General features: G+C 61.5%; 10 protein-coding genes. 4 read left to right on the forward strand and 6 right to left on the reverse strand.

What is annotated here, in order from left to right:
• Positions 1-191: 191 nt before the first annotated feature.
• Positions 192-3,383 (forward strand): efflux RND transporter permease subunit, encoded by a 3,192-nt coding sequence (locus tag WG78_RS19310; RefSeq protein ID WP_083459416.1) that lies wholly within the window; start codon positions 192-194, stop codon positions 3,381-3,383.
• Positions 3,383-4,807: an efflux transporter outer membrane subunit gene (locus tag WG78_RS19315; RefSeq protein ID WP_053939479.1), complete on the forward strand. Its 1,425-nt coding sequence runs from the start codon at positions 3,383-3,385 to the stop codon at positions 4,805-4,807. The genes WG78_RS19310 and WG78_RS19315 overlap by 1 nt, the downstream gene beginning before the upstream one ends.
• Before the next feature lie 111 nt (positions 4,808-4,918).
• On the opposite strand, the gene WG78_RS19320 is transcribed toward WG78_RS19315, so the two are convergent.
• The 3 genes from WG78_RS19320 to WG78_RS19330 form a co-directional block, all read right to left on the reverse strand.
• The gene (locus WG78_RS19320; protein WP_161805159.1) at positions 4,919-10,303 is read right to left on the reverse strand and encodes an autotransporter outer membrane beta-barrel domain-containing protein; all 5,385 of its coding nucleotides are present in this window, start codon (positions 10,301-10,303) and stop codon (positions 4,919-4,921) included.
• A 308-nt stretch (positions 10,304-10,611) separates the two neighbouring features.
• Positions 10,612-11,280, reverse strand: coding sequence for a response regulator (locus WG78_RS19325; protein ID WP_053939481.1), 669 nt, complete (start codon positions 11,278-11,280; stop codon positions 10,612-10,614).
• A gap of 329 nt (positions 11,281-11,609) precedes the next feature.
• Complete coding sequence (locus tag WG78_RS19330; RefSeq protein WP_053939482.1) at positions 11,610-11,858, reverse strand: hypothetical protein; 249 nt, start codon at positions 11,856-11,858, stop codon at positions 11,610-11,612.
• A gap of 319 nt (positions 11,859-12,177) precedes the next feature.
• Between WG78_RS19330 and WG78_RS19335 the strand changes: the two genes are divergently transcribed.
• The gene (locus WG78_RS19335; RefSeq protein WP_201782494.1) at positions 12,178-12,675 is read left to right on the forward strand and encodes a Csu type fimbrial protein; all 498 of its coding nucleotides are present in this window, start codon (positions 12,178-12,180) and stop codon (positions 12,673-12,675) included.
• A gap of 15 nt (positions 12,676-12,690) precedes the next feature.
• Here WG78_RS19335 and WG78_RS19340 read toward each other — a convergent pair whose 3' ends face one another.
• The 3 genes from WG78_RS19340 to WG78_RS19350 form a co-directional block, all read right to left on the reverse strand.
• Positions 12,691-13,323 (reverse strand): peptidylprolyl isomerase, encoded by a 633-nt coding sequence (locus tag WG78_RS19340; RefSeq protein ID WP_053939484.1) that lies wholly within the window; start codon positions 13,321-13,323, stop codon positions 12,691-12,693.
• 98 nt (positions 13,324-13,421) lie between these two features.
• Positions 13,422-14,654, reverse strand: coding sequence for a hypothetical protein (locus WG78_RS19345; protein ID WP_053939485.1), 1,233 nt, complete (start codon positions 14,652-14,654; stop codon positions 13,422-13,424).
• A gap of 175 nt (positions 14,655-14,829) precedes the next feature.
• On the reverse strand, positions 14,830-15,117 hold the full coding sequence (locus tag WG78_RS19350; RefSeq protein WP_053939486.1) for a hypothetical protein: 288 nt from the start codon (positions 15,115-15,117) through the stop codon (positions 14,830-14,832).
• A gap of 197 nt (positions 15,118-15,314) precedes the next feature.
• Between WG78_RS19350 and WG78_RS19355 the strand changes: the two genes are divergently transcribed.
• Positions 15,315-16,679, forward strand: a complete 1,365-nt coding sequence (locus WG78_RS19355) for an HdeD family acid-resistance protein (protein WP_053939487.1) — start codon at positions 15,315-15,317, stop codon at positions 16,677-16,679.
• Positions 16,680-16,692: the final 13 nt, after the last annotated feature.

The raw sequence follows: 16,692 nt of genomic DNA on the forward strand, positions 1-16,692 counted from the left end.
CGACCCACCACTCAAAGCCAAAGGCTCGTGCCACGGCTGTTCGCGTTGCAGCGCCTTGTTGCACGGCTTTGGATGGTGGGTCACGACGGGGACGCCGAGTCCCGCCCTATGCATCACGTCATGCCGAATGAAGCGGCACAGAAAACGTACTTTGAACGGTGGGTCTTGACCCACCCTATGGGACACATTCCATGAATTTCTCTCAATACTTCATCCAGCGGCCGATCTTCGCGGCGGTGCTGTCGATGATCATCTTTATCGCCGGGGCATTGGCGTTAAAGATATTGCCGATCAGCGAATACCCCGAAGTGGTGCCGCCTACCGTGGTGGTGCATGCCACCTATCCGGGCGCAAACCCGCAAACCATCGCCGAAACCGTGGCATCGCCGCTGGAGCAGCGCATCAACGGCGTCGAGGGCATGCTGTACCAGTCTTCGCAAGCCACCTCGGATGGCGCGATGACGCTGACGGTCACCTTTGCCTTGGGCACCGACGTCGACAAGGCGCAAGTGCAAGTGCAAAACCGTGTGGCGCAAGCGCTGCCGCAACTGCCGCAAGACGTACAACGGCTGGGCGTCACCACGGAAAAAAGCTCGCCCGACCTGACCATGGTTGTGCACTTGACCTCGCCCAATAACCGCTACGACATGCTGTATCTGTCCAACTACGCCAACCTGCAGGTCAAAGACGCACTGGCGCGGATTGACGGCGTGGGTGACGTCAAGATGTTTGGCGCGGGTGATTACTCGATGCGCCTGTGGCTGGACCCGGAAAAAATCGCCAGCCGTAACCTGACCGCATCCGACGTGGTCAAGGCCGTGCGCGAGCAAAACATCCAGGTGGCCGCCGGCGCACTGGGCACATCGCCCACATCCAACGCCGCCAACTACCAGCTCAACGTCAATACGCAAGGTCGTCTGGTTACCGAGCAGGAGTTTGGCAACATCATTATCCGCAGCGGTGCGGATGGCGAAATCGTGCGCCTGCGCGACATTGCCCGCGTTGAACTGGGCGCCAACAACTACGCGCTGCGTTCGCTGCTGGACAACAAACCCGCGGTGGCGATCCCGATCTTTGCGCGGCCTGGCTCCAACGCACTCGATATCTCGAAAAACGTGCGCGCCACCATGGCCAGCCTGAAGAAGGATTTTCCGCAAGGCGTGGATTATTCGATCGTGTATGACCCGACCGTGTTCGTGAAGAGCTCGATCGAAGCCGTGGTGCATACGCTGTTTGAAGCCGTTTTGCTGGTGGTGCTGGTCGTTATTCTGTTCCTGCAAACCTGGCGCGCTTCGATCATCCCGTTGGTGGCGGTGCCGGTGTCATTGGTGGGCACGTTTGCGCTGATGCATCTGTTCGGCTTTTCGCTCAACGCGCTGTCGCTGTTCGGGCTGGTGTTGGCGATCGGCATTGTGGTGGATGACGCCATCGTCGTGGTCGAGAACGTCGAGCGCAATATCGAGCTGGGCTTGAGCCCGATGGACGCCACCCGCCGCGCCATGCGCGAAGTGACCGGCCCTATCGTCGCCACCGCGCTGGTACTGTGCGCCGTGTTTATCCCGACTGCGTTTATCTCGGGCCTGACCGGCCAGTTCTATCGCCAGTTTGCGTTGACGATTGCGATTTCCACCGTGATTTCGGCCTTTAACTCGCTGACCTTGTCGCCCGCCCTGGCCGCTGTATTGCTCAAAGGCCATGACGCGCCCAAAGACGCGCTGACACGCTGGATGGACCGGGCGCTGGGCTGGTTCTTCCGTCCGTTCAACCGCTTTTTTGTGCGCACTTCGCACGGCTATGTGGGTGGCGTGCACAGCATTCTGCGTCGCTCCGCCATTGCCATGCTGGTGTACGGCGGTTTGCTGGGCCTGACGGTGCTGGGCTTTAACAGCGTGCCCAGTGGCTTTGTGCCGCAGCAAGACAAGCAATATCTGGTGTCGTTTGCGCAACTGCCCGGTGCGGCCACGCTGGACCGTACCGAAAGCGTGATCAAGGCGATGAGCGCCATTGCGCTGAAAGAACCGGGTGTAGAAAGTGCAGTGGCTTTCCCTGGTTTGTCGATCAACGGCTTTACCAATAGTCCGTCGGCCGGGGTGTTGTTTGTCACGCTCAAGCCGTTTGAAGAACGCAAGTCGGCAGATCTGTCGGCGGGCGCCATCGCGGGCAAGCTCAACGCCAAATACGCCGGACTGCAGGATGCGTTTGTCGCCATCTTCCCGCCGCCGCCGGTACAAGGTCTGGGCACGATTGGTGGCTTCCGTATGCAGATCGAAGACCGCAGCGGGCTGGGCTTTAACGAGATGTACACGCAGGTGCAGAACCTGATCGCCAAGGGCAGCAAAACGCCGGAACTGGCGGGCATGTTCAGCGGTTACGAAGTGAATGTGCCGCAGATCGACGCGCATATCGACCGCGACAAAGCCAAAACCCACGGCGTGGCGCTGACCGATGCGTTTGACACCATGCAGATTTATCTGGGCTCGCTGTACGTCAACGACTTCAACCGCTTTGGCCGTACCTATCAGGTGAATGCCCAGGCCGACCAGTCGTTCCGCCTGCGCCCCGATGACATTGCGCGGCTTAAAACCCGCAACGCCAATGGCGACATGGTGCCGCTGGGTGCCTTCATGAACGTGCGGGAAACCAGTGGTCCGGATCGGGTACAGCATTACAACGGCTATGTGACCGCAGAAATCAACGGCGGCGCGGCTCCCGGCTTTAGTACCGGTCAGGCGCAAGCCGCAATGGAAAAGCTGGCGCGTACCGAGCTGCCCAATGGCATGACGTTTGAGTGGACCGAGCTGACTTATCAGCAAATCCTGGCTGGCAATACTGCGGTGTTTGTGTTCCCGCTGTGCGTGCTGCTGGTGTTTCTGGTGCTGGCCGCGTTGTACGAAAGCTGGACCATGCCGCTGGCGGTCATCCTGATCGTGCCGATGGGTTTGTTGTCGGCGATTGCCGGGCTGTGGCTCACGCATGGCGATAACAACGTGTTTACACAAATTGGTTTGATTGTGCTGGTGGGGCTGGCGTGCAAGAACGCGATTCTGATCGTCGAATTTGCGCGCGAAAAAGAAGAGCTGGAAGGCATGGACCCGGTGGCCGCGGTACTGGAAGCTTGCCGCTTGCGTCTGCGCCCGATTCTGATGACGTCGATGGCGTTCATCATGGGCGTGGTGCCGCTGGTGACCTCCACCGGCGCTGGCGCCGAAATGCGTCGCGCCATGGGCACGGCCGTGTTCTCGGGCATGTTGGGCGTGACCTTCTTTGGCTTGCTGCTGACGCCGGTGTTTTATGTGCTGCTGCGCAAGCTGGTGCATGCCGACAAGAAGCCGCACATTGCGCACACCCCCGTCGCCCCACTGCCGCAACTGGAGGGCAAATAATGGACATCGTTAAACATCTGACGCTGCCGACCATCAAGCTGCTGAGCGCGTTCATGCTCAGCGGCGGGCTGGCCGCCTGCGCGGTCGGGCCGCAGTACCAGACGCCAGCGCAAGCCGATATCCATCTGCAAAACGCAGTGAAGGCCGACTTTGCCGCCACCCGCGTCGAGCAACAATGGTGGGCGCAACTGGATGACCCGACGTTAAGCAAACTGATCGATCAGGGCCTGAACGCCAACCACGATTTGCGCATTGCGTTGGCGCGCGTGAATGCGGCGCGGGCGCAATTCAATATCACCGAGATTGATCGGTGGCCGACGGTGACGCTGGGTGCCCAGGCCACGCGCCAGATGGCGCAGCAACCGGGCATCACCACCGACCGCGTGCTGACCAATTCATGGCAAGCGGGCTTTGACGCCGGTTGGGAACTCGATTTGTGGGGCCGTCTGGCCAATCTGGAAACCGCCGCCAAAGCGCGCGCTGATGCCGCCGTGTATGGGCTGGACCAGGCCCGCGTGTCGGTAGTGGCCGAAATCGGGCGTAACTACTATCTGATGCGCGGCGCGCAGCAACGCTACGCCGTGGCCGAACGCAACCTGAAGAACCTGCAATCCACGCTGGATATCACGCAGGCCCGCGTTGACGGCGGCCAGGGTACGCAACTGGATGTGGCGCGCGCCAAGGCCAACCTGGCCAATGTGCAAGCCACGCTGCCGCCGCTGGAAACCACGATCAAGGTGGCGCAATACCGCCTGGCCGTGTTGACCGGTGTGATGCCCGGCAGCCTGGATGCGCAACTGGTGCCGGTGGCGCTGGCGCCGATCTCGCGGCCGATCCCGATTGGCGATGCGGCTGATCTGATCAAGCGCCGGCCTGATATCGCAGCGGCCGAACGTAACCTGGTGGCATCCAATGCCGATATCGGCTCCGCCATGGCGGACCGCTTTCCGCGCGTTTCGCTGGGTGGCTTCTTTGGCTTTATCGCCAGCCGCGGCGGCGATCTGGGTCAGGCCAGCAGCAAGGCCTGGAGCATTACGCCCTCGGTGGACTGGCCGGCGTTTCGCTTAGGCGCGGTTAATGCGCAAGTGCGCGCCAACCAGGCCGCCAACGATGCCAATGTGGCGCGTTACGAGCAGACAGTGCTGCAAGCGGTGGAAGAAACCGAAGGCGCATTGCTGAGCTACAACCGCACGCAACAGCGTTTGTCGCGCCTGGTGGAATCGGCGCAGCAAAGCAAACGCGCCGCCGATATCGCCCGCGTACAGTACAAGGAAGGCGCGGTCGATTTCCTGACCTTGCTGGATGCCGAACGTACGCAACTGTCGGCGGAAGATGCGATGGCGCAGGCCGAATCCGATTCGTATGTCGAGCTGGTGGCCGTGTACAAAGCATTGGGCGGCGGCTGGAACGTCCAGGCCGGTTAAGCGGACCAAGTGTTGCAGTGGTTGTTTGATTGATTGATGTACCGACATGGACAAGGCCCACTCCGGCCAAACCGGGGTGGGCCTCTTTTTTGTCAGCGCAATCCAGCACCGTTACCAGTACAGCCGCCCGGACAATTGCCCGGTCAGGCTCAGATAGTCGGCATGGCCCGCCTGGATGCCGCCTTGCGCCGACCAGGACCAACCCCGTGGATGGCCGGATTCAACGCCCAACTGCCATTCCAGCCGCTGCGGCGGCGTCGCACCACTCAGTGCCACGCCATCAAACGCCACGCCGCCCTGCGCGTGCTGCAGCCACCATTGCAATCCGGTATACGGACGGCTGACGCGGCCGCTGTCGTGCAGCACTTGCGCATAGGCTTGCACGCCCAGCCGCCCCGACCAGCCCGGCTGCTGCAGACTGCGCACTTGCGTGCCGTTGCGCTCGATATGCGCGGGTTGGCGCAGGCTGGAATAGAACAACTGCGCTTGCGGCACCAGATGCCCATCTTCCGCCGTGCCCAGCGCCAGGTCGTAACCCGCCTCAATGCTGCCGATGCGGCTGTTGCTGCGTAAACGCTCGGTGGCCAGGCCGCGCGGCGTGATGCGCTGGTTAAAGCGCCCGGCATGCAGCCAGGTATCGATATACGCCCCACCCCACGGATCTTGCCAACCTGCCAGCAAGCCTGCGCCAAGGCCGGTCATCTGGCCGTGCGCGGCGGGCACGGCGGCGCTGACAAAACTATGACTGTTTACCCGCGCATGGCTGGCCATCACGCCGAAACGCCAACTGGCATCGGCGCTGCGCCAGAGATCCGTGCCCAACTGCAGCAAGCTGGCGTCGTTGCGCAGGCTGAACAGGCCATTGCCCGCCGTACCGCGCGTGCGTTGCTGCTGCAGCCGCGCCCATTGCGCCGGGTTGGCTGCGCCGCTGACGCTATTGCGCTGCGCGTGCGTGGAAAGCCAGAGCGTATTGGCCATTTGTTGCTGGGCCAGATAGATGCCGGGCTCGGCGCGCCACTGCGGCGGCAGCGGCTGCGGTGGAAGGGGCGCAGGCGTTGGGGCGGGTGTCGGCGACGGCGACGGCGACGGCGTCGGCGCGGGTGTCGGCGCGGGTGTCGGCGCGGGTGTCGGCGCGGGTGTCGGCACTGGTGTCGGCACTGGTGTTGGGACCGGTGTCGGCACCGGCGTCGGCGCGGGCGTCGGTGCTGGCGTCGGTGCTGGCGTCGGTGCTGGCGTCGGTACTGGCGTCGGTGCGGGTGTCGGTACTGGCGTCGGCACTGGTGTTGGCACCGGCGTTGGCACCGGCGTTGGCACCGGCGTTGGCACCGGCGTTGGCACCGGCGTTGGCACCGGCGTTGGCACCGGCGTCGGAGCTGGCGTCGGCGCGGGCGTTGGAACCGGCGTTGGAACCGGCGTTGGGGCCGGTGTCGGGACCGGTGTCGGGACCGGTGTCGGCGCGGGCGTTGGAGCCGGTGTCGGGACCGATGTCGGCGCGGGCGTTGGAGCCGGTGTCGGTGCAGGCGTTGGAACCGGCGTTGGAGCGGGTGTCGGCACCGGCGTCGGGGGCGGCGTCGGCGTGGTGTCCACCGAACGCAGATACCAGTTGCCGTTTTGCTGCGTCGGCGTGCCCTGGTGCAGGCTGTATTCGTATGGCCCGGCCACCACGCGGTTCTGCAGCGCAAATGTGCCCGCCGAGACGCCATCAACCTGCACCAGCGCGATGCCCTCCTGCGTCAGCCCGCCCTTGCCACCCTTGTTGTTCACCAACAGTGTGGTTTTGCCGCTGGTATTGCCGCGCACGATCAGCCGGTCAGTGGCTGATTGATCGTCGCCCAGCGCCGTCTGCAGCGTCATGCGGCCATTATTGCTGCCGTAGTCGCCCAGGATTTCCAGCATATTGCCTGGCGTACCCACGCCCAGATCGATCGTGCCGCTGTGTTGCAGATTCTGGCGCAGCGTGAGATGCGATTGCGGTTGTACGCGGATCAAGCCCAGGTTTTGCACATTGGGCCCGACATAGCCAAAACCGCTCAATGTAGCCGGCGCGTCCACCTGCAGCAGGCCACTGCCGCCAAAGCCGTGACTGGCACTGTCGCCTGCAATCAACACGCCGGAGCGCAAGCGCGTATTGCCCGTAAACGCGTCGCCAATATTGGCGGTCACGCTGCCGTTGCCACTGATATTCACTGTGCCGGTGCCCGACAACGGCGCGTTCCAGCCATGCGCGGTGGATAGCGCCATATTCAGCGTGCCTTGCAACAGCAAACTGCCGCGCCCCAGCGCTTCGGGCTGGCTGTAATTCAGCACCGCAGCACGCGCCACACGCGTGGTGATGTTCAGCGCGGGCGCGCTGCCGAGCACATCGAGCACACCACCGGCCAGGTCAAGCTGGCCGCTGCCGCCCAGCGTCCCTGCCAGGGTGCCGCCGTTAGCCAGTTGCAACTGGCCGCCGCTGCCGAAATCGAGCCGGGCTTGCGGCTGCAGCAAAATGGTCGGCAGGCGCTGGCTGTAGCCATTCAGATTAAAACCGCTGCCCGCACGCACCTCCAGCTGGCTGGTTGCGGCCAGCGCCTGGCTCGCGCCCAGGCGCAAGTCGCCCGTGGTGACGGTGGTACTGCCGCTGTAATTGCTGAGCGCGTTGGCCAGCGTCACTTCGCCGGTCGCGTCGATAATCAGGCCGCCCGAGCCAGTGATTTGCGCCGTCAAGGTACGATCCCGGCCGCGGGTATTTGCCAGCACCAGATACTGCCCGGCTTCCAGATCAAGCTGCGACAAGCCGTAGCCCAGCCACAAGCCGTCCGGGTGCGCCGAAAGCCGGTAATGATGCGTGGCGGTGGCCACTTTCTGGCCGCTGCTGGCCGAAATCGACACCAGAAACGGGTCGGCATAGGGCAGCAAATCAAGCTGCGTCAGCTTGAGGCGATCGCCATTGCCCAGCACGCGGCCGCTGGCGCGGATCAGTTGCTCCGACGTCGGGTCATCCTGATCAAAAAATGACACGCCTTGCGTGGCGGTCGGCACCGCGCTGGCATTGCTGGTTTTGAGCGCCACCGTGCCAGTGCCGCGGGCATCGAGCGAGCCCACGGTCAGGCGCGGCCGCGTGCCATCCGCGTTCTCTTCCAGCATCAGATTGCCGCCCGCCAGCGCCAGCCCGCCCAGACTGGCGTCGCGCGCCAGGCGCAACCAGGCGCTCGGGCCCAACTCCAGCGTGGCTTTTGCCATCACACTTTCTGCGGTGGCGTCCAGATTGAATTGCCCGCGCGCGAGGGCCAGCGTACCGGCAAATTGAGTGCCCACGCTGCTGGCCAGATTGAATTTGTCCAGCGCGTCGCCAGTGCGGGTGACTTGCAAGCGGCCGTCGCCGGTTAACACGCGCGACCAGGTTTCGGTATCGCGGTCCATATCGAGCACGCTGCCCGGCCCATCCAGCCAGATCTTGCTGTATTGCCCCAGGCTGGCAGATTGCGCCCCCACGCGGGCCGAGCCCTGCAGATGCCACAGGCCATTGAAACCCGAATGCGCGCCAGTCAGCGCCACATCGCGCCCGGTGATCAACACCTCGCCCGCGCCCGCCACTGTGTTGGCAAAGGCGGCATTGTTAAATGGCAGGATCAACACCGCGCCGGGTTTGATTTCGATATCGCCGGCGCCCGCCGCCTTGGCGTTGAACAGTTGAAGCCGGCCGGCCTCCAGGGCGGTGCCGCCGGTCCAGACATTGTCTTCGGTCAGCCGCAGCACGCCCACGCCGGTTTTACGCAAGCGCCCCTTGCCACTGAGCACAGCGCCGTATTCAAACGACCCGGCCAGATCAAAGATCAGCGTGTCGTTGTTTTCGATATTCGATGCGAGGCCCACGCCATCCACCAGCCGCAGCGTGCCACTGTCGATGCGCGTCAGGCCGCGATAGCTGTTCTGCCCGCTTAGCGTATACACGGCGCTTTTTGAAGCGAGCGCCAACACCAGTTTGCCGTCGCCCGTGATCATGCCGCCGTATTGCTGATCGGCCGCCTGCACCAGCTTGAGCGTGGCTGCCTTGCTGAGCAGCACCGCTCCGCTGCCGGTCAGCCCATAGACAATCTGGTCATAGCCGTTCAGATCGAGCGTGCCGTCCGCCGCAATCAGCAGGCCTTTGGTGTTGCTGGAGGCGCTGAGCATATTGGCCACGCCAGCGCGCAAGGTGCCCGCGTCGATGCGGGTCAGGCCCAGATAATCGGCGGGTTGCAGCAACATCAGCGTGCCTTGGCCCAGCTTGGTGACATTCACGTCGCGCCGCGCCTGGCCCGCACCGAGCACCGCATCAATGCGCGCGATGGCATGGGCGCCTTCAATCAAAAAAAGATGCGGCTCATCCGGCGACAGGTCGATATCAAGGCCTTGCCACAGCAGGTCGGCATTGCTGGCGCGATTAGCGATGGTGGCGTCATTCCATAACGCCACACGATTGGCCGTGCCCGCCCCCTTGAGCACGCTGCCCACGCGCAATTGCGCGCCTTTGCTCAGGCTGAGTGTGCTGTAGACCTGGCTGCTGCCGCGCTGGTCGCCGACAGTGATGGCGCCCGCCGACATACGCGTGCCGGAGAGGGACAGATCGGCGCTGGCGCGACCTTGTGCGCCGACGCCATCGCCCCCCAGCAACAGCTTATCGACCACAAACTCACCCGCGCCCAGCTTGAGCTGGCTAATGGCGCTGGCCGTGCCGGCACGCAGCAAACCCATCTGCGCCTCGTCCGCGAGGATATCGACATAACCGCTGGCCAGATTGCTGGCGCTGCGCGAAGTCTGATCGTCCGTGCCTTCGCCCACGCCCATGTGCAACAGCGCTACGGCGGTGACGCCATCGGCCCCGCGCACGTACAAGCGATCGGTGGCGGCGGTCGCGGCGGTATTGAATGCCAGCTCGGCATAGTTACCCGCGTTGACGCCGACGTTGAATTTGTCGGTATTGATGGTGTTGTGCTGGCCCAGTGTAACGTAGCCGCTGTTGTGGCCGACCGAACCCGCCTGGTCAGCCACGCCAAACACAGCCGCGGTGATCTTGGTATTGCGCGCCAGCGCCACATGCGCAGCCGGGCTGGCGGACTGGCCGTCGTCCAGCCGGTCAATGCGCTGGTTGGGCGCGGTGCGCTGGCCGCCCAGGTGCACCTCGTGCTGCGGGTCGTTATATACAAACTGCCCCAGCGAATTCATCACCAGAAACTGGAAATTGCGCCCGGTGCTGGCGCCCAGCAGCCAGGATTCGCCGGGCAGATAATTGATCGCACCGTTCAGGCCGGTAATGCTGGCAAACACGCCATCCTTGAGTACCAGACGATCGATATCACGCGTGTCATAGCCGACGTCGTAGACCTCGCGGCTATGTAGTTCGAGAGTGCCCGCCAGCGCACGGCTGCTGCCGAGCATCAGCAACAGCGCATAGCGCGGCCAGCGGCCGATGCGGCGAAAATACCGTCGCCGTTGGCGGCCGCCGGTATTGGTTTTTTTGGGATGTGTACACATGGCAAATGCCCGCTTGGTTGGGCGCATAGGGCGCCGCAGACTTCAACAGGATGCAACGCGCCAGGTCCAGGCGCAGGGGGTCAATCCACGCGTCGCAGGCAGCCGCATCCAACAAACCGGGGCTGCTGGATAGAGCCTCCGGAGGCGGTAGACTGGCTGAAATTTTTGCGGGTTTGGATAAGTGGATTCTTAATTTTTAAAAACAGGTAACCGGGCAGAACTGCCGGTCGGGCTGGACGCAAAAACGCCGCACAGGATAACCGGCGCGGCGTTGTGAGGGGTGTGAATCAGGCGATGGCGGACGCGCTTTAGCTTGCGCTTTCACTGGGCCCGAGCTTGATATCGCTCATATTGAAATCAAACTTGTAGATATCGGCATCTTTGCTCACGCCCAATTTGTGCATGGCCGTGCGCTTTTGGGTACTGATGGTTTTGATGCTGCGATGCAGTTTCTCGGCGATTTCGGTAATGGTGAAACCTTCGACTATCATGCGCATCACTTCGCATTCACGACTGCTTAATACCTTGGTAATGGTCTCATTGCCGCGCGCTTCGCTTTCGACTTTATCAAATAGCGCCTGCATGGCGGGCGAGCGATAGCGTTTGCCCACATAAGCCGCATCAATCGCCGGAATCAAAACATCCAGTTTGTCCAGTTTGCTAACCAGCGCTGAAACGCCCGATTTCTCCGCGGCCGTCAGGCTGAGCGGATTGGCAATCATGGTTAACAAAACAATTTTGGTGGCAGGATAACGACGCGCAATAAAGCGCAAATAGCTCAGGCCATCGCCCTGACTGCTGCCGGGCATCGAATAATCTGTCACCAGCACGTCACACGACACTTTATCGAGCTGGACAAATACCTGATCCGGATCGTTGCAGGTGGCCACAATTGAAATATGCCGAGAGCCCGAAATAATGGCCTCGGCGCCACCGATTGCCAATGGGTGATCATCAGCCAGAATTACTCTTATCATTACTCAGGTCCTTTCTATTTCAGGCTTTCATTTACCTGCTTGTTGGCCGGCCATCATTACGCCACCTTGTCGAGTATGCGCAAGTCGGGTCGGCAGCCAGCCGGGGATCAGTCCGCCGCCAGTGGGGCTACCAAAACCAGGCAATCCGGGGTGTCTGAGCGGGGTGCACGCCGTTGTCTCTCTGTATACTGCGGAGTTGGGCGCGTCAATCAAACTGCCTTGCAGCGGCAGACACGTGGCCTGTTTGATCGCAAAAGCAGCAGAAACCATAACAATTACAGACGCAATCATGCAGATCGCAAACATTACGTCTGTAACATTAAAAACAGCTATTTTATTTTGTCGCGCATTAACCGTTGCCGGACGGCAGAAGCCATGATGTATTCATTCATCCAGGCGATAAACTTCTGCTGTTTTTCATGCGGCAATTTGGCGAAAATATATTTAAGTGCGCCAATCTCGGGATCATGCAGGTAATCATCGTGTTCTTTCACCCCTCTAGCCTCCTGAGCTAAATCGCCGGCTTTATCCGTATGTTCGTGTTGATTGTTTTCGGTCAAGCCGGTGCGGTTGCACATCGATAGATCACGAATCATAAAAAAACAGAATATGCGCCAGCGCTCAAATATCGAATTTAATTCGTCTCCTGACCCCGGGTGCACAGTGCTGGGAATTCTTGCTTTAATCAGAATTCGCAACCATCAGAGACATCTGAAAAGGCCGATTGTGTTGGCCAGGATTAATCCGCTCGATCTGATAAACCGCCTTTACCCCGGACCGCTCCTGGCCAGGGGCGTACCTGGCTTTGTAACGCCTTTGCGCTACGCATAATGCAAGCTCGCCCGTATCCCTGAATGGCACGGTGCGCGCATAAGAATGATTTGAGGAGGCCCGCAAATGAGACTTTCAACTGTGGTGGCCGGCATCAGCTGCGTGTTGATTGCCCGGGCTGGGCAGGCTGCGTCCGGCATGGCCGCGGACACCAGCTTGTTCCGCGTGGCGCTCACGCTGCAGGCAGATTGCAGCATTACGTCGGGCGTGCTTAATTTTGGCTCGCAAAGCAACTTTACCAACGGCATCAACCAGTCCGCGCAGCTAAGCGTCACTTGCAGCAACAACGCGCCCTACAGCATTGGTCTTGATGCTGGCAACGTAAACGGCTCCACCATCAACGGCCGCTTATTGCAAAGTAGCAGCGGCGATACCGTGCAATATCAGCTGTATAAAGATGCCTCGCGCTCCGAGGTCTGGGGCAATACGGCAGGCACCGATGCGCTGACCGGTGTGGGCAATGGCGCGGCGCAAATGGTGCCCATTTATGGCCAGATCGGCGCGCGGCAACAGCCTGCCGAAGGCGCTTATTCGGCCACCGTCACCGCCACCGTGTCATTCTGATTTGCCCGCCGCGGCTTACTTCTGCACCGCGCAGGTATTGATGTAATCCAGCTGCGGAAAATCCCGCTTTAAATAGGCCGCACCATCCAGCGTGCCGATCTTCTGCGCATCCGGGCCCTTGCCCCACGGCGCCATATCGCCGTAGCCGGTGTAAAAATGGCTGACCGTCTTTTGCATCGATTCCGCTTCCACCACGCCGAACGGCGTTTCCCACGGATTGGCGCCAAGGCTATCCACCTTGTCGCCCAAGGTAATAAACAGATAGGTGGAACGCGTATTCGGCCCCGCACCGGCAAAGCTGAGATAACCCCGTTTAAAGTGGCGCAATTCCGGCTGCGGCGGGTCATCGGCAAAGGCCGGATAGTTTTTAAGGCCTTTATGCGGCAGCGCCGCGCCCATCTGGCAAATAAAGCCCTCCACGCAGCGAAACAGCGGCATGCGGGTAAAAAAGCCATCATCCACCAATTGCAGAAAGCGCCGGGCGGCCAGTGGCGACCAGTCCGGATTGACCTTGATCGCCATGTCGCCTTGCGTGGTCTGGCATAGCACCCGCACCGGCTCGGCCGCTTGCGCCGCCGGCAATGCCACCACCCAGGCGGCCGACACCAGCGCGCCTACCGTCATCCATTGCTTCAAACCGCCCGCCATAACAAAGACTCCGCTTGCGTGATCAGAACGGCGATCACGCTAGCAGAGTCTGGCCATGGCGGGTAGCGCAGCCGCAGCCAGCGGCGCGCATGCAACGATCATGCGGCGACGTTAACGCTGCCGCCGCTGGTATCGATACCAAAGCGCGCCGTTAGATATGGATTGCTGGCCTGCGCTTGTTGATAGGCCGCGCGGTTTTGCTGCAGCGTGGAAAACGCGTCGCGCGCCGCAGTCAGGTCGCCCGAATTCAATGCGCTGGCCAGCGTGCTGAAATCGCTGTTCAGACTATCGCTGGCAGTGGCGGCGGCGCTGGCGTAATCGCTGTCGTCGGTGTCATCCACCTCGGTATAACCCAGCGTATCCAGCAGCGAACCAAATGCGCTTTGCGCTTTGCTGCTGTCCTTGCTGGTCAGCGCCGTCGACAACGCCGACAAGGCATCGCTGACGCTGCTGTCGCTGCTGCTATCGGTGCTATCGCTGCCGGCATTGGCCTGGCCCGTGGTCAGGCCTTGCTGGATTTGCGCGAACAGCGATTGCGCGGTGCTCAAGTCGCCGCTGTCGATGGCGTTGGCCAGCGTGGTCAGATCGTCGCCCAGCGGATCATCGCCGCTGTCATTATCAGCACCCGGCGGCGGGGGCGGCGGGCCCATCGGGCGTTGCGCCTGCTGCGTTTGTGCGGCGCTGCTGATATCGGTCATCAAGGTGGAAAACGCCGATTGCGCGGTGCTCAGATCATTGCCGGAAAGCGCATTTTGCAAGGCAGTGAAATCATTCGAAATGGTATCGGTACTGCCCGACGCCGCCGCCGTGGCGCTGCTGGTGGAACCCGACGCGGCGTCGCTGGCGCTGCTGCCACCCATGGCCGCTTGCAAATCTTTCAGCAAGGTGGAAAACGTGGTTTTGGCGCTAGACAAATCGCTGCTCGACAACGCGCTTTGCACGGCATTCAGATCGGACGCCACTTGCTGGATGGCCCCGCCGTTCTGGTCACCGGGGGGCGGGCCTTTGGGGCGATCGGATTGCAGCGTGGCAAAGGCGCTTTGTGCCGACGAGATATCGCCTGACGACAACGCCTTGCCCAAGGCGGCAAAGTCGGTCTGGAATTGCTGTTGCGGACTATTGCTGGTGCTACCCGACGCCGTGCTGGACGCACTGCTGGCGCTGCCGGACTGCGCTTGCAGCGCCGCATACGCACTTTGCGAGGCACTGAGGTCGCCCGAGTTCAATGCACTTTCCAGCGCCTTGTAGTTTTGCCGCCGCTGTTTAAGCTCGTCAGAACCGGTACTGGAATACGAGTAATTGCTGGAAGACAACCCCGAGATGCTGGACATTTTGCGCTCCTGATCAAATGGCAGCCGGGCGCAGAGCCACCCGACAATGTGCCTTGATACCGATTGAACAGGAGCGCTGTATCGGCAATATGTCGCGCACTTGCCGATGTGTAGCCGCGGGTATCGCCGCGCGCCATATTTGTAAATCGATGTATCCGCGGGCGATCAGCGGCAATCAGACCGGGTTGACGGCGTCCAGACCCACCCACGAACGGTTGCCGCCCTCAGTCACAAACATGCGGAACTTGCCGCCAGTTTGTTTGGCTGCCCATTCGGCATTGGCGCACACGTCGATGATGCTCAGTTCGCCATGACTGAAATATTCGCCCGTGGGCAGCGTGTATTTCTGATTCTGGTCATCGACGATGAAATCAACAAAACCCGCTTGCTGCATAAAGCCAGTCAAAGCGGTGTAGTCGGCGGCAGCGTCAAGCAATTCAACACGAGTGGTATAAGCGGGCATGGCAGTTCCTGGCATTCAGACAAGCCGCCGATCATAGCGGCCACGCGCGCCACAAACAATCGCTGCCGCAGTGCAACGCGCGCCTGTTGCAATCGCGCCACCCAAGCCGACGTCTGTAGCTTGCACCGCGCAACGCCTGTGGTTTTCACCTACATTTTGCAGACACGCGCGTGTGCGCCACCCTCACCGGATACCCCATGGTCAAACTGGTTCTGACGCTGCTGGGCGTCGATTATCTGCGCAAACGCTGGAAAGCCATCTGCATCGCCGGCTGGCTGTGGGCGATTGCGGGTGTGGTGATCTTTATCGATGCGCTGGATAACGCCATCTATTTTCCGATCAATTTCTTTGCCGCCCTGCTGATGCTGGATGGCGTGGCCACACTGGCGGTGGCGTGGACCGGCATGGGTGGCCAGCGCGCGTTGCGGCTATTAAAAGGCGTGGCGTTTGTGCTGGCCGCCGTGCTGATTCTGGCCGGACATCATCACGGCAATTTCATCCTGTCGATGATTTTTGGCACGCTGTTTTTGCTGGATGGCGCACTGCAGGCGGCATCGGCGTGGGTGGTGCGCTATCCACGCTGGCGCGCGGCGCTGGTGGGCGCGGGCATCGAAATCCTGCTGGCCGTTTTCTTTTACCAGCCCTACCCCACGCACTATGTGGGCACGGTGCCGTATTGCCTGGGTCTGGGTTTGATGTTTAGCGGCTGGAGCCTGTTATTGCTGGGCTATCGCGTGCGGCGTCTTCCGCAACGCGCCTTGTTAAGCACGATGCTGGAACGCCCCACCGCGCTATTCTGGGCCGACCAGAACACCGATCTGGACGCCAACGCGCCGCTGGTGTGGGACGGCCCGCCCGCCGCCAGCGAACGCGCGCTCACCGTGCATGTCTGGACGCCGGTGGGTTCGGCGCGCAGCAAGGCGCTGCGCCGGCCCTTGATCGACCGCTACATCGCGGCCGTGGATGCCGAGGGCGTGATCTCCACCGGCCATGCTGCGCTGGAATCGCCGGAAGGCATTTATATCAGCCTGTATCCCGCCGTCGAAATTGATCGCTCGCCCGACGACTTTGCCCGCTTGCTGCGCGCCACGCGCGAGAACGATGTACCGGGCTTGTTTCAGCCTGATTACGCCTATGAATCCAAAGCCTGGTGCGAATCGACGGTTAAAGTGCGCATCCGCAATTACAGCCCCGAGCGCCTGCGTTTGTTCTGGGAGCAATATCGGCAAGACACCACCTACAACCTGACCTGGCGCAATTGCTCCAGCACCGTGGCGCGGGCGCTGGAAGCGGCAGTGGAAGGTTCGGTCGGCCATTTCTACGGCCGGGATCGGGGCTGGAGCGCGTTTTTTCGCATGCTGCTAACACCCGAACTGTGGGTGGCCGCGCAAATCCGCAAGCGCGCCAAAACCATGGCGTGGACGCCCGGCTTGACACTGGATTACGCGCGCGCCGTCAGCATGCTGGTTGATCCGCGCCCGTTTGGCTGGTTCAAGATGGCCAAACTGGCGGTACGCAAGATGGTACGCAACCGGCGCGAACAGGCCAGCCGCACGACCTGATCGGCGCGGGGCC

The sequence above is a fragment of the Amantichitinum ursilacus genome (genome assembly GCF_001294205.1).
GTDB classification, from domain to species: domain Bacteria; phylum Pseudomonadota; class Gammaproteobacteria; order Burkholderiales; family Chitinibacteraceae; genus Amantichitinum; species Amantichitinum ursilacus.

Excerpts from the sequence above, each read along its gene's own strand:
- WG78_RS19315 (WP_053939479.1), top strand. The coding sequence starts at position 3,383 with ATGGACATCGTTAAACATCTGACGCTGCCGACCATCAAGCTGCTGAGC.
- WG78_RS19320 (WP_161805159.1), bottom strand. The coding sequence starts at position 10,303 with ATGTGTACACATCCCAAAAAAACCAATACCGGCGGCCGCCAACGGCGA.
- WG78_RS19340 (WP_053939484.1), bottom strand. The coding sequence starts at position 13,323 with ATGGCGGGCGGTTTGAAGCAATGGATGACGGTAGGCGCGCTGGTGTCG.
- WG78_RS19330 (WP_053939482.1), bottom strand. The coding sequence starts at position 11,858 with ATGTGCAACCGCACCGGCTTGACCGAAAACAATCAACACGAACATACG.
- WG78_RS19325 (WP_053939481.1), bottom strand. The coding sequence starts at position 11,280 with ATGATAAGAGTAATTCTGGCTGATGATCACCCATTGGCAATCGGTGGC.
- WG78_RS19355 (WP_053939487.1), top strand. The coding sequence starts at position 15,315 with ATGGTCAAACTGGTTCTGACGCTGCTGGGCGTCGATTATCTGCGCAAA.
- WG78_RS19350 (WP_053939486.1), bottom strand. The coding sequence starts at position 15,117 with ATGCCCGCTTATACCACTCGTGTTGAATTGCTTGACGCTGCCGCCGAC.
- WG78_RS19345 (WP_053939485.1), bottom strand. The coding sequence starts at position 14,654 with ATGTCCAGCATCTCGGGGTTGTCTTCCAGCAATTACTCGTATTCCAGT.
- WG78_RS19310 (WP_083459416.1), top strand. The coding sequence starts at position 192 with ATGAATTTCTCTCAATACTTCATCCAGCGGCCGATCTTCGCGGCGGTG.
- WG78_RS19335 (WP_201782494.1), top strand. The coding sequence starts at position 12,178 with ATGAGACTTTCAACTGTGGTGGCCGGCATCAGCTGCGTGTTGATTGCC.